Raw genomic sequence first — 13582 nt, forward strand, 5'->3', positions numbered from 1 at the left:
GTTTATTCATATCCATTGTTCAGTTTTCAAGGATCAATCTGCTTTTTCAGCAGCGAAGATTATTTTATCAAATCTTCATTCTCTTGTCAAGCACTTTTTTATTTTTATTTTTGTGCTTTTTGCTGATATTTCGCATCAGCAGAAATTAGTATATCAGGTTCGCGTCCGCTTGTCAATGTTTTTATTTAAAAACTTTTCAATCTTCTGCGATTTCTGTGATTCGATTTTCTCAGTTTGCTCCGCCGTTTTCACGGGAACATTTATATATTATACACGCTTGCCGAAAAATGTCAACACCTTTTTTCACTTTTTCTCTTTTTCTTTTCAAACCTTTGATTTTTCCGCAATTTCACCGATTCGACCTCCTCATTTCCCTCTGTTTCTTCTATCATAATGCAGCAAAATCCCCAAAAGCAAAACCCCAATGGCATGCCATCAGGGTTCCTTTTCTGTCTATTCTGTTCTTACGCCTCAGTTTTCTCCTTCTGCGCCTGTCTTTTCTCCTCCATCTTAGAAACGCAAAGCGTACATGCCGCATCCCCTGTAATGTTTACCGTTGTTCGTCCCATGTCAAAAATACGGTCTATCCCTGCCACAAGCGCAATCCCCTCTACGGGCAGGCCAACGCTCTGCAGCACCATTGCCAGCATAATCATCCCTGCCCCAGGCACGCCTGCTGTCCCGATAGATGCCAGTGTTGCCGTCAGAATGATTGTCAGCTGCTGTCCAATCGTCAGATCAACCCCAAAACAGGTCGCAATAAAAATGACGCACACGCCCTGATAAATTGCCGTACCATCCATATTGATGGTCGCGCCCAAGGGCAGCACAAAGCTTGCAACATCCTTCTTCGCCCCCAGCTTCTGCACACATTCCAGATTCAGCGGCAGTGTCCCTACGGAAGATGCACTGGAAAATGCAAACAGGATTGCCGGCAGCATCCCCTTAAAGAACTGAATCGGACTCAGTCCGCCCATCGCCTTCACCGTCAGCGAATACACAACCACCATGTGCAGAATATACGCCGCATACGCCACCAGAAGCACCGTTGCCAAATCCCCCAATACAGAGGGGCCGTTTTCCGCTACCACAGGTGTAATCAAGCAAAAAACGCCAATCGGGCTCAGCTTGATGATTGTATCCATTACATACATGGAAATCGCACTTGCGCTCTCTACAAATTCCGTAAACGCCCTTCCTTTTTCGCCAACCGCAATCGCGCCAAACCCAAAGAACAGCGCAATCACGATAACCTGCAGCATATTTGCGTTTACCATAGGCTCCAATGCGTTATTCGGGAAAATATTCACGATGGTTTCGATAAAGCTCGGTGCCTCCGCCGCCTCATATTCCAGTCCCGATGTCGCAAGCTGATGGAAAAATCCCTTGCAAAGGTTCGCAATCACCAGACCAATCAGCACTGCCATCGCCGTTGTACACATATAATAGCAAACGGTTTTCACCCCGATACTGCCAACCTTCCGCATGTCCTGCATGGAAATCACACCGCTCATAATCGAGAACAGTACAATCGGCACTACAATGAATTTCACTAAGTTTAAAAATAACGTCCCGAACGGCTTAATGTATTCCACCGCAATCTCAGGCGTTTTCATCAATGCGGCCCCCGCCAGAATCCCCAGCACCAGGCCTGCAAAAATATATGCCGCCAAGGGCAGCTTTTTCTTTTCCTTTGCCATTTCTTCCTCTCCTTCTTCTGTAAAAAATCGCACTGTTGCCTATTGTACATCACCTTTCCCCATTTTTCAATGCTTTCCTGCCGTTTCCGCGAAAAATCGCAGGCACTCAAAAAGGGATAAACCCATTTTTTGGGGTTTATCCCTTTTTATTATGTCTTATTATACTGCTATGCTTCCCTGATTGCCTATGTAATCCTTAGCGAGGGAAGTTAATCTGTGCCTGTGCCGCAGCCAGTCTTGCGATAGGTACGCGGTAGGGAGAGCAGGATACATAGTCCAGACCAATCTGGTGGCAGAATTCAACAGAATAAGGATCGCCGCCGTGTTCGCCACAGATACCCAGATGGATGTCGGGACGAACGGGTTTTGCCTTTTCTACTGCCCACTGCATCAGCAGACCAACGCCTGCTCTGTCCAGTCTTGCAGTAGGGTCAACCTCGTAGATATTCTTGTCGATGTAGTCAGCCAAAATCTTACCTGCGTCATCACGGGACAGACCATAGGTCATCTGTGTCAGGTCGTTTGTACCGAAGGAGAAGAATTCAGCCTCTGTTGCAATCTGGTCAGCTGTCAGTGCAGCTCTGGGGATTTCAATCATGGTACCAACCAGATAATCCAGCTTCTTGCCCTTTGCTTCAAATACCTTTTCTACTGTTTCTACTACGATATTCTTTACATATTTCAGTTCCTTGATTTCGCCAACCAAAGGAATCATGATTTCAGGCTTAATGTTGATGCCATCCTCCTCGGAAACCTCGATAGCAGCTTCCATGATAGCCTTTGCCTGCATTCTTGCGATTTCGGGATAGCTTACAGCCAGACGGCAGCCTCTGTGACCCATCATGGGGTTCAGCTCATGCAGACTGCGTGCCTTGATTTTCAGTTCTTCCACTGTTTTGCCTGTCATTTCAGCCAGCTGTGCAAATTCTTCCTCTGTGTTAGGCATGAACTCATGCAGAGGGGGGTCCAGCAGACGAATGGTAACAGGTCTTTCCTGCATTGCCTTGTAGATGCCCTTGAAGTCATCCTTCTGGAAAGGCTCAATGCCTTCCAGTGCCGCTTCTCTTTCCTCTACGGTATCGGACATAATCATCTTTCTGAATTTCATGATTCTGTCAGCCGCAAAGAACATGTGCTCTGTTCTGGTCAGACCGATACCCTCTGCACCGAAGTCGATTGCTGTCTGTGCATCGTTGGGTGTGTCGGCATTTGTTCTAACCTTCAGCACTCTCTTCGCGTCAGCCCAAGCCATGAAGGTCTGGAAGTTGCCTGTAATTTCTGCCTTTACGGTATGAATATCTTCGCCGTAGATGTTGCCTGTGGAGCCATCCAGAGAGATATAGTCCCCTTCCTTGAAGGTTCTGCCGCCCAGTGTAAAGGTCTTTGCTTCTTCGTTCATCTTGATTTCTTCGCAGCCGGATACACAGCAGGTACCCATACCACGCGCAACAACCGCTGCGTGAGAGGTCATACCACCACGCACTGTCAGGATACCCTGAGATGCTGCCATACCTTCGATATCCTCAGGAGAGGTTTCCAGACGAACCAGAATAACTCTGTCGCCTGCTTCTGCAGCAGCCTTTGCTTCCTCTGCTGTGAAATAAATCTTACCTGCGGCAGCGCCGGGGGATGCGGGCAGCCCCTTGCCCAGAGCCTTTGCAGCCTTCAGTGCAGCCTGGTCGAATGCAGGGTGCAGCAGCTGGTCAAGCTGTTTGGGTTCTACTCTCAGCAGAGCCTCGTCTGTTGTAATCAGACCCTCGTCTACCATTTCAACCGCGATTCTCAGAGCCGCGTTTGCAGTTCTCTTACCGTTTCTTGTCTGCAGGAAGAACAGCTTGCCTTCTTCAATGGTGAATTCCATATCCTGCATATCTTTATAATGCTTTTCCAGTGTGTTTGCGATATCCATGAACTGATCGTAAACACCGGGCATATCTTCCTTCAGCTTTGCAATGGGGTTAGGTGTACGAACACCGGCAACTACGTCCTCGCCCTGTGCGTTTACCAGATATTCACCCAGCATAGCCTTTTCGCCTGTAGCAGCGTTTCTTGTGAAGGCAACACCTGTACCAGAGGTATTACCCATATTGCCGAATACCATCATCTGTACGTTTACGGCAGTACCCCAGCTGTAAGGGATATCGTTCATTCTTCTGTAAACGAAAGCACGGGGGTTATCCCAGCTGCGGAATACAGCCATTGCTGCTTCCAGAAGCTGTTCCTTGGGATTCTGAGGGAATTCCTTGCCCTGGTCATCCAGATAAATCTGCTTGAAGATAGCAGTTACCTTTTTCAAATCCTCTGCTGTCAGGTCTGTGTCGTATTTTGCGCCAACACTTTCCTTGTATTCATCCAGCTTTCTTTCAAATTTGGATTTGGAAACGCCGATAACAACGTCTGCAAACATCATGATAAATCTTCTGTAGGAGTCATAAGCAAATCTTGTATTTCCTGTCTTCTTTGCCAGACCTTCTACGGAAATATCATTCAGCCCAAGGTTCAGAACAGTATCCATCATACCGGGCATGGATGCTCTCGCACCGGAACGAACGGAAACCAGCAGGGGATTTTCGGGGTCGCCCAGCTTCTTGCCTGCGATTTCCTCCAGCTTTGCCAGAGCAACTTCAATCTGGTCGATCATTTCATCTGTCAGCTTCTTGCCGCCTTCGTTGTATTCCGTACAAGCCTCTGTGGAAATGGTGAAGCCATAAGGAACAGGCAGTCCCAGATTTGTCATTTCAGCAAGGTTAGCGCCTTTGCCGCCCAGCAGGTTTCTCATGCCCGCGTTGCCTTCGCTGAACATATAAACATATTTCTTGCTCATTACTCATTACCTCCTGTAATCAATTTTGGGTAAATTCTGATTCCTGCTCTTGCCGCAAAGCAAGGCAGAAACATTCTGTTAAAAACAATTACCACTTTTGCAACTCTTCTGTGCCGCGAGGAAAATTCTTCCCTATGCTAAGAATACCCCAAATTTCCCCGTTGCACAAGAGTGTATTTTGTATTTTTTGAAAAAATCGGGACATTTTTTGCCCCACTCTTTTTTGATACATCGCATACCGCAAAATAAAAGCTTTCATTTCCTTTTTTTCGACATAAAATACCGCTTTTGCGGCACGAAAAAAAGCAGCCCATAAAATGGGCTGCTTTCCCTTTATCTTGTTTTATCTCATTACAGCAGGCTGCCAACTGCCAGGAACAGAGGCGCGAATACCAGAGATACAACTGTCATCAGTTTGATGAGGATGTTGATGGAAGGACCGGAAGTATCCTTGAAGGGGTCACCAACGGTATCACCGATAACGGCTGCTGCATGTGCATCGGAGCCTTTACCGCCGTGGTTGCCTTCTTCAATGTACTTCTTCGCATTGTCCCATGCACCGCCGGCATTGGACATGAAGATAGCCATCATAACACCTGTTACCAGAGCACCTGCAAGCAGGCCGCCCAGTGCATCAACGCCCAGCAGCAGACCAACTACCAGAGGAGCTGCAACTGCCATGATACCGGGAACCAGCATTTCCTTCAGTGCTGCTGTTGTGGAAATTTCTACGCATTTCTTGTAGTCGGGCTTGCCTGTACCTTCCATGATGCCGGGGATGGTACGGAACTGTCTTCTTACTTCTTCAATCATTTCAAATGCAGCTTTCCCTACGGACTGCATTGTGAATGCGGAGAACAGGAAGGGCAGCATACCACCGATCAGCAGACCGATGATAACACGAGGATTCAGCATGTCGATTGTGGACAGGCCAACAGCCTCTGCATAGGATACGAACAGAGCCAGTGCTGTCAGTGCTGCGGAACCGATTGCGAAGCCTTTACCCATAGCTGCTGTTGTGTTACCAACTGCGTCCAGCTTATCTGTGATGTTTCTTACGGAATGATCCAGACCTGCCATTTCTGCGATACCACCTGCGTTATCGGCGATAGGGCCGTAAGCGTCAACCGCTACAGTGATACCTGTTGTTGCCAGCATACCTACTGCGGACAGAGCGATACCATACAGACCACATACGGTGTATGCAATGTAGATACCTACGCAGATCAGGATGATGGGAATAGCTGTGGATTCCATACCTACAGCCAGACCGGAAATGATTGTGGTTGCAGGGCCTGTTTCGGACTGGTCTGCAATCTTCTTAACGGATTTGTAGTCACCGGAGGTGTAGATTTCTGTGATGATACCGATAATCTGACCAACAATCAGACCTGCGATAACTGCGATGGCAGCCTTCATGTTGCCAAAGCAGGTTTTGGACAGAATCACAGATACAATCGCAACCAGAATTGCTGCTGTATAAGAGCCTGTCTTCAGAGCCTTGTGAGGGTTTGCGTTTTCGTCACCCTTAACAAAGAATGTACCGATGATGGAAGCCAGAATACCAACTGCTGCCAGTACCAGAGGATACAGAGCGCCTTCTGCGCTGTAGTATACCAGACCCAGTGTGATTGCAGAGATAACGGAACCAACATAGGATTCAAACAGGTCAGCACCCATACCTGCAACGTCACCAACGTTGTCGCCTACGTTATCGGCGATAACTGCGGGGTTACGAGGGTCATCCTCAGGGATACCTGCTTCAACCTTACCTACCAGGTCAGCACCAACGTCGGCAGCCTTTGTGTAGATACCGCCGCCAACACGGCCGAACAGAGCGATGGAGGAAGCACCCAGAGAGAAACCGAACAGGATGTCTGCATTGCCTGTCAATACATAGATTGCGCCTACGCCCAGAAGGCCCAGACCAACTACGCACATACCCATAACTGCGCCGCCGCTGAATGCGATAGACAGGGCTTTGTTCATACCGCCTGTTCTAGCTGCGTTTGCAGTTCTTACGTTTGCATTTGTTGCAACTGTCATACCGAAGAAGCCTGCCAGTGTGGAGAAGATTGCACCAACAACGAAGCAGATTGCTGTAGGCCAGCTTACGCCGAAGCCAATCAGAATAAACAGTACAGCTGCGAAGATAACCAGAATTTTGTATTCTGCGGACAGGAACGCTCTTGCACCCTCTCTGATGCTTGCAGCGATTTCCTGCATTCTGTCTGTACCCTCGTCCATTTTGTTAACCTTACCTGCCAGGACGAAAGCAAACAGCAGCGCCACGATACCAAGTACAGGCGCCAGATAGATTAAACTTGCCATAATAATCCCCCTGTTTCTTAAAAAATTTAGAATGTGGATAATAATAAAAATGCGGAATATAACTTCCTTCCCGCCGGGGCGGAAAATCAGTTCCCACGGGAGCGCCCTTCGCACCCCTCCGGTCGGTTCTGCCGGAAAAGCTCCGAAAAAAACAAATACACAGCCAAATCCTTCTGCACCAGAAAGCCCTGTTTTTGATGGCGCAGGGGGAATCGACGTGTATCATTTTTCATGCGTTCCCTGCGGGTCAAGTCATATTCTGTCCCACAACTAAGTATAAACGAAAGGGTTTCCAAAAATCAAGTCACATCCTCCACACAGTTGTACTAATTTTGTATACAATTTTTGTTATTTTTGAACAATCTGCACAAGCAGGCTGTTTTTCCGCCCGTACAATCCAAAAAACTCTCCCCAAATAACCGGAGAGAGTTCTTTTTTCCTATTGTTTATTTTCATATCCGTGCAAGCCGAAGTCCTGCTTTCGCCCCACTCCTTATTGACACAGGAACTGCGCCACCAGCGGCAGTGTGATAACAGAAAGAATTGTGGAAACAAAGGCATATTCCGATGCTCTCTTCTCATCATTGCCGTAAAGATCGGCAAAGGAGGGCAACGCCGCCGCCGCAGGTGTCCCCATCAGCACCACCAGTACGCTCAGTGCCATGCCGCTCATGAAGGTTCCGCAGATGAGCTTCGTAATGATGGGCATAATAATCAGCGTAAGGAAGCTGAAAATATAAACCTTTTTATCCTTGAAGATTTCGCGCACATTCGCCGCCGCCAGCAAAGACCCAATGTAAATCATGGAAAGGCAGACAGTTGTATTTGCGGAATACTGCAGCACATCAAAAATAGGCTGCGGCAGAGAAATCGAATTCACGAAGCAGAATACGCCGATAATCGCGGAAAGACAGATTAGGTTGATAAACGCATCCTTGAGCATCTGCAATGCGGATTTTTTCAAATCACTGCCCATTGCAAACAGCACAGAGCAGACGGTAAACAGGAATACATTGCAGGTAAACATGACAGCTACGCAGAAAATCAGTCCCTCTACGCCGTACATTGCCATAATCAACGGCTGCCCCATAAAAATAACGTTGCTGTAAACGCCGCCGCCGCTGAATAGCCCCAGCTCCTTCGGCTGCATTTTCATCGCCTTGCCGACAATAAAGAACAGCAGCGCACCAATGCAGCACATCAGATACGTCGCACCGCAGGTCACCAGAAAGCCCTTGAAAATCTCAGGAGAGTATTCCCTCTGCAGCAGAACTACCATGTTACAGGGAACCGCCACGCGCGTCAGCACGATAGAAAGCCCCTTCGCATTCGTCAGTGACAGAAAATTCTTCTTGTGCAGCACCACGCCGATAATCATCAAAATGACCATCGTAATGAGCTGATAAATTACAGGTATCGCCATTGCTCTAAACTTCCTTCCTCTTATCTTCTATCTCTCATATTTTTATAGCGACTTCCATTTTATCTTAAAATAAGCCGGTTTGCAATATTTTTTCCATTTTTCTGCAATATTTTCAATCTTTTATCAGAAAATAACCAGTTTGAATTTAATAAATAAGATATCTTATTTATTAAAATGCATTTTTTTCTCCAAAAGACACTGCGCCGCCTTTGCCGCCAGAATCCCGACAACCGCCCCTGCCAGAACGTCCGTCGGAAAGTGTACCCCCAAATACAGACGGGAAAATCCAATCAGTGCCGCCAGCACATACGCCGCCGCTCCCCATCTGCGGTCAATGGCATAAATCGCCGTTGCCGCCGCAAAGGATGCCGAGGTGTGTCCGGAAGGAAAGGAATAATCTCCCAGCCTGCGCACCAGAATCTCGTACCCCAGCAGGTCATACGGTCGCGTGCGCGCCACCAAGGGCTTCAGCAGAAGATTGCAGATAACCATATTGAATGCCAGAGAAAGCAGCACCAGCAGCCCGCGATTGCTCCATTTTCGTCCCTTTACGCCAAGCAGCAGAAGCACCACGCCAATCCCAATCCAGAGCATCCCCTTGTTCGCCAGAGAGGAAATAAAAATCATAATTTTATCCATAACAGGGCTTGCAAAAACCTCCCGTATCCAAAGCAAAAGCTGCCCGTCCATCTCAAAAAGCCGTTCCATCTCAAAACCTCCTTTTCCGTCATCGTATCACATCGTTGCTCTCTCGGTCAACGGGTGCAAAAGAAAAACCGAAGGAGGAGCTCCTTCGGTTTTTCTAAGTACGCATCAAATATTCATTTTATATTTTCCTTTATTGTTGTTCTGAAACTATCTTATAAATATTCGCCTTGTGGAACGCTGCGCCTACCACAAAGAAAATCACTGCACCTGCTACGCCCTGTACAATGTTTTCGGGAATAGAGGTTGCCGCTACCGCAAAGCTGCTCTTCAAAATACCGCCGCCGATAAAGTAGCCGAATACCATCCATGCAACGCCAACAAAAGCCGCCAGCAGGTTACGCCCTGTGTAGAATTTCGCTCTGCTGCCTGCGCCGGATGCAATCTTACCAATCAGCCAGCCCATCAGACCCTTGATAATCAGCGTAAAGGGTGCCCAATGGCTGTAGCCGCTCAGAACATCCGCCAGTGCGGAGCCAATGCCGCCGGCAACCATACCGTATCTTGCCCCGAAGAATACCCCAACCAGAAGAATCATGCTGTCCCCCAGGTGTACATAGCCCTGTGTTGCGGAAACAGGAATCTGGAATACCATCGTGCAGACTGCCACCAAAGCAATCAGCAAGCCGTGAATACAAAGCTCTTTCGTTTTCATTTTTGCATCTCCCACCTTACTTGTTTTTTCGTTATCGTAAGGATATCATATCCATCGTCTGTCCGCCAGTAGCAGCACAGTAAAACAAATAATTGTATCGGTGCAATTCATCATTTTGTACCCATACGCTTACTGCAACTCCTCTTTTAGCCGCTCCATCACTCGCTCCAGTGTAAACGAAGCCATCAGCCGCCGATTCTCTCTATCCAGTAAGCGAAAATGCCCCGAAACCACATTCTGCTGTATCCGATACCCCTTCTCCTTCCATATCTCTCTCCACCAGACCCTTCCGCCCATTGTTTTCGGGTACTGCGGCTCTGCCTCCGCAAAGGCAAGCGCCTCCACCAAATCATCCAAATCTCCGCCGAACTGCGCCTGCAAAATGCAGCTTTCGCGGAAAATTGCCGCAAATGCCGCCGCCCCCGTCCATCCCAGAGAGCTGCGCCCCTTCTCAATCTCCACAAGGGTCTTTTTGGAAACCCCAAGCACCGCCGCCATTTTTTCCTGCGTAAATCCATATTCCTTCCGCACCGCCTTCAATGCACTGTCCAGTGCCGCGGCAAATTCCTTCTTCGTCATGCTCCTTCTTCCCTTCTTATAGCGGTGACAGATACATCAGGTACGGTGCCGTCAGTATCGCCATCCCTAGTGCGATTTTCTTTTTCTTTCCTTCCTCTAATAGAATTCCCTTCCATACGAACCTTATATGGAAGAAGTAAATCAGTACCCCTGCCAGAACTACGCCAACCGTTGCAAATAAAAACGCTCCCACAGAGGAAAACGGCGCATATATATGAAATGGCAGCGAAACCGCACTGCTGATGATGACCAGAACCCCTGCCGCCAGAAAATCCGCCAGAAATCCAAAGCCCCATGCTTTCCAAATGCCCTTCCGGTAAAGCTCCTTTTTCTCCGGCACCTTGAACAGGAAAAACAGAAGCAGCAGCATTACCGTATCCACAATAAAATTCGCCGGCAGCAAAAGCACAAAAAAATACGGAAACAAAATGGCATAGAAATATATTCCCCACATCGGGAAAATCAGGTTGTACAGCTTGATGTCTCGTTTCATGAAAGACCTCCTTTTCGGCATAATTGGTGTAAATTTACACTTTTTGACTTAGTGTAATTTTACACTTTTATCCTCCCCCTGTCAATCCCCCACAGAAAAAGGAGAGCGGTAATTCGCTCTCCTTCTCTTTTTTAATTTTCTTGATTAGCTGTTTGCAATATTGCTTACTACGCCGTCTGTGCCAAATGTCAGCTTAACATGATAGCCTCTGTTGTCCGCATCGCCGTCTTTCAAGTTCTTCTGATTCAATCCCTTCACATTACAGCTTTTCAGCTTCGCAGGCAGTGCAAAGGAGAATTTATTGCCGCTTGCAGTTTTGATGCGCACATAGCTTTCATCACAGGAGGTCAGCTCACCTGCCGCCTCTCTCACATAAACCGTCAGCTTTTCCACTCTGTTATCATCATCCAGAGATGCTTCCACATAAACCTTTACCTTATCATCTTCAATCATCTTCTTCACTGTATCCAGAGATTCTGTGGGAGAACCGTAAACGCGCAGGTTTGTTTTCTTGTTGCTGAGCCATGTATAGGTTTTACTGCTGCCTTCCAGTTTCAAACCATCATCTGCCGCTGTCGCAATGCCTTTCACTCTGACAGAGCCGTTTGTACTGTTAGGGCCATTCTCCAGTGCAATCTCATTTACCACACCGCTGCTGTTAAAGCCAAGCTTAATTGGCTCGCCTGCATATTTTGCCGTTGCAACATCATCCAGTGTAAAGGTATCGTCATCCTCATCCTTCAGCTTCGGCTTGATGGTTGTTTTCAGCTTATATTCTCCGCCGTCGGGTGTTTCAATCTTGATAATTTTATCCTCTCTGTCGAGTTCCACAAGCTTACCTCTTGCCGCTGTCAGTCTTGCGTCAACCTCCAGAATCTTGTTGCTGCCGTCCGCAACGATTTCTGCATACAGTTCTATTGCAGGGTCATTTGCGAATCTTGTCAGCAGCTTTTTGGATGCGGTTTCCGTACTGCCAATCTTAATATCCCCGTCTGCATATCTGGTCTGTAATGTATATGTGTTGGAAGAAGTCTTAAATTTCAACACGTCATTCTGAATGGATGCAACCGTACCCTTGCGCTCTGTCTTTTCATCGCTGGCAACAGACCACGCTCTTGCATACCCGGAAAGATAAACACCTGTCAGCTTGCCACTACGGTTCAGCACAAACTTGCAGTATACAGTATCATCATCTGCATCCGCATTGTCCACAAAACTTTCCGCCGCAGTTACGTTTTTCAGTTCTTCCCAGTCGCCATCCTTCGGACTCTGATCAGAATCATACGCAAATTTGTAGAACTGGATATTTTCTACCGGATTTGCAGAGCCAAAATTATATGTAGTTTCCTCCCCGTTCAGTGTCAGAATCATCTTCTTTGTGGTAAAGCTTTTTACCGTATAAACCTTGCTTGTGTCCTTCTTGTTTTCCGCAAAGGTGTCCTCGGACATAATAATCTTGGATACCTTGCCATTTGCATTCTTTGTCAGCTTCACATAGGTTGTGCCCTCGTCTGCCATCTTTTTCAGCGCCGCTGCCGTGCTCTTTGTGTCGCCGATATAAAATACACAGTTATCTGCAAAATAATAATTTTCCTTGCCGCTGCCGTTCAGCTTTACAACCACGCTGTTTGTATTAAAGGTATCCACCTCGCCGGAGGTTGTGTATTCATCCATAAATGTGATATACATTTCCTGTACATGTGTCACATCCTGATAACTGCCGTTTACCTTTTCCCTCTCGATTGTTGTGTTAATGCCTGCAAAAGCATACTGATTAGGGTGATCCTCCAAGAGCTGTTTCATCTGTGTCCGAGAAACCTTTTCCCCGCCCACATAGATTTTTGCATCGCCTTCCAGCTTCAAACTCAGAGATTCTCCTGTATTTTCATTATCAAAGGAAATCTTTTCATCCTTATATGCCGTCACATAGCCTGTTAGGTCATATTTTTCCTGATTGGTTGTACCCTTTGTCTGTCTCAGCGCAGTAATCTTGCCGCCGCTGAGTACCATCGAAACCTTATCCCCTTCGCTCAGCTTGCTCAGAGAGATGGTTTCTGTCGTATTGCCTACATAAACGGGGAATTCGCCCAGAGTAGCCTGGATGCCTTCTGTGCCGCCCTTATCCAGGCTCACCTGAATGTAATAATATTTCCCTTCATTTACATTGATTTTCGTAATCGTGCCGCTTTCCTCAACGCCCTCTGTCAGGATGCCGTTTGTCTTGTTCAGCATAACAGCCATTTCCGCACGGTTGATGTTCTTCTTGGGGTTGAAGTTATTGTAGTTGTCCCCACTCACAACACCCAGTCTTTTCAGAAGGTCAATCTGCACCAGTCTCTCGCCGGAAATGCTCCAGTAGTCCGCAAACTTCTTTGCCTCTGCCGCATCCTTTTCCTTGTCATAATACATCCCAAGCGCATTGCCGAACAGCAGCGCAACATCCTCTCTTGTTGCCGCTGTGTTGCCGCCTGCAAATTTTGTTGCCACCAGCTGCATGTCAATGATGCCGTTCTTCAGCCCATAGGCAACTGCCATCTGCGCCCATTTCGGCACCTGATATGTATCCAGCGTACCCATGTAGGCATACGCCTCCACCGCATCCATGGATTTTGCAACCCCTGTTTTCACCAGCACATTGTAAACCATCTGCATTGCCTCGCAGTAGGTTACGTTGTTTTTCGCACGGAAGGTACCATCCTCATAGCCGCTTAAAAGGCCCTTGTCCGCCACACTGTTGATGACTGTTTCCGCCCCTGCCCAGGGCACATCGTTGATATCCTTGAAATTTGCCGCATAGGCTGTCAAGGGCAGGCTGGAAGCTGCCATCACCGCAGACAGGATTAACGCGAACTTGCGCTTCATAACTTTTACC

At 47.5% G+C, this 13582-nt stretch carries 11 protein-coding genes; 1 reads left to right on the forward strand and 10 read right to left on the reverse strand.

Annotation, left to right across the window (positions count from 1 at the left end):
• A partial coding sequence (locus GPK49_RS06885) for a hypothetical protein (protein ID WP_215677116.1) occupies window positions 1–394 on the forward strand: 394 nt, incomplete at its 5' end.
• A 70-nt stretch (window positions 395–464) separates the two neighbouring features.
• Here GPK49_RS06885 and GPK49_RS06890 read toward each other — a convergent pair.
• The 10 genes from GPK49_RS06890 to GPK49_RS06935 all read right to left on the reverse strand — a co-directional run bounded on the left by GPK49_RS06890 (window position 465) and on the right by GPK49_RS06935 (window position 13572).
• Window positions 465–1700 carry a dicarboxylate/amino acid:cation symporter gene (locus GPK49_RS06890; protein WP_215677117.1) on the reverse strand — a complete coding sequence of 412 codons (1236 nt, stop codon included), beginning with the start codon at window positions 1698–1700 and terminating at the stop codon, window positions 465–467.
• 196 nt (window positions 1701–1896) lie between these two features.
• Complete coding sequence (gene ppdK / locus GPK49_RS06895) at window positions 1897–4524, reverse strand: pyruvate, phosphate dikinase (RefSeq protein ID WP_118582597.1); 2628 nt, start codon at window positions 4522–4524, stop codon at window positions 1897–1899.
• A 351-nt stretch (window positions 4525–4875) separates the two neighbouring features.
• Window positions 4876–6855 (reverse strand): sodium-translocating pyrophosphatase, encoded by a 1980-nt coding sequence (locus tag GPK49_RS06900; protein WP_016406918.1) that lies wholly within the window; start codon window positions 6853–6855, stop codon window positions 4876–4878.
• An 86-nt stretch (window positions 6856–6941) separates the two neighbouring features.
• A complete protein-coding gene (locus tag GPK49_RS06905; RefSeq protein ID WP_215677118.1) occupies window positions 6942–7088 on the reverse strand; it encodes a hypothetical protein in 147 nt (48 codons plus the stop codon).
• 260 nt (window positions 7089–7348) lie between these two features.
• Window positions 7349–8278 (reverse strand): AEC family transporter, encoded by a 930-nt coding sequence (locus tag GPK49_RS06910; RefSeq protein ID WP_016406917.1) that lies wholly within the window; start codon window positions 8276–8278, stop codon window positions 7349–7351.
• Between the two features lie 162 nt (window positions 8279–8440).
• The gene (locus tag GPK49_RS06915) at window positions 8441–8986 is read right to left on the reverse strand and encodes a phosphatase PAP2 family protein (RefSeq protein ID WP_016406916.1); all 546 of its coding nucleotides are present in this window, start codon (window positions 8984–8986) and stop codon (window positions 8441–8443) included.
• A gap of 130 nt (window positions 8987–9116) precedes the next feature.
• Complete coding sequence (locus GPK49_RS06920) at window positions 9117–9638, reverse strand: ECF transporter S component (RefSeq protein ID WP_016406915.1); 522 nt, start codon at window positions 9636–9638, stop codon at window positions 9117–9119.
• 129 nt (window positions 9639–9767) lie between these two features.
• On the reverse strand, window positions 9768–10217 hold the full coding sequence (locus tag GPK49_RS06925; protein WP_215677119.1) for a helix-turn-helix domain-containing protein: 450 nt from the start codon (window positions 10215–10217) through the stop codon (window positions 9768–9770).
• Window positions 10218–10233: 16 nt separating this feature from the next.
• Window positions 10234–10710, reverse strand: a complete 477-nt coding sequence (locus GPK49_RS06930) for a hypothetical protein (protein WP_016406913.1) — start codon at window positions 10708–10710, stop codon at window positions 10234–10236.
• A gap of 144 nt (window positions 10711–10854) precedes the next feature.
• Window positions 10855–13572 carry an S-layer homology domain-containing protein gene (locus GPK49_RS06935; RefSeq protein WP_215677120.1) on the reverse strand — a complete coding sequence of 906 codons (2718 nt, stop codon included), beginning with the start codon at window positions 13570–13572 and terminating at the stop codon, window positions 10855–10857.
• Window positions 13573–13582: the final 10 nt, after the last annotated feature.

Source organism: Clostridium sp. MCC345, assembly GCF_018785345.1.
GTDB classification, from domain to species: Bacteria; Bacillota; Clostridia; order Lachnospirales; family Anaerotignaceae; genus Anaerotignum_A; species Anaerotignum_A faecicola.

Excerpts from the sequence above, each read along its gene's own strand:
- GPK49_RS06930 (WP_016406913.1), bottom strand. The coding sequence starts at position 10,710 with ATGAAACGAGACATCAAGCTGTACAACCTGATTTTCCCGATGTGGGGA.
- GPK49_RS06935 (WP_215677120.1), bottom strand. The coding sequence starts at position 13,572 with ATGAAGCGCAAGTTCGCGTTAATCCTGTCTGCGGTGATGGCAGCTTCC.
- GPK49_RS06900 (WP_016406918.1), bottom strand. The coding sequence starts at position 6,855 with ATGGCAAGTTTAATCTATCTGGCGCCTGTACTTGGTATCGTGGCGCTG.
- GPK49_RS06890 (WP_215677117.1), bottom strand. The coding sequence starts at position 1,700 with ATGGCAAAGGAAAAGAAAAAGCTGCCCTTGGCGGCATATATTTTTGCA.
- GPK49_RS06925 (WP_215677119.1), bottom strand. The coding sequence starts at position 10,217 with ATGACGAAGAAGGAATTTGCCGCGGCACTGGACAGTGCATTGAAGGCG.
- GPK49_RS06915 (WP_016406916.1), bottom strand. The coding sequence starts at position 8,986 with ATGGAACGGCTTTTTGAGATGGACGGGCAGCTTTTGCTTTGGATACGG.
- GPK49_RS06905 (WP_215677118.1), bottom strand. The coding sequence starts at position 7,088 with ATGAAAAATGATACACGTCGATTCCCCCTGCGCCATCAAAAACAGGGC.
- GPK49_RS06920 (WP_016406915.1), bottom strand. The coding sequence starts at position 9,638 with ATGAAAACGAAAGAGCTTTGTATTCACGGCTTGCTGATTGCTTTGGTG.
- GPK49_RS06910 (WP_016406917.1), bottom strand. The coding sequence starts at position 8,278 with ATGGCGATACCTGTAATTTATCAGCTCATTACGATGGTCATTTTGATG.
- ppdK (WP_118582597.1), bottom strand. The coding sequence starts at position 4,524 with ATGAGCAAGAAATATGTTTATATGTTCAGCGAAGGCAACGCGGGCATG.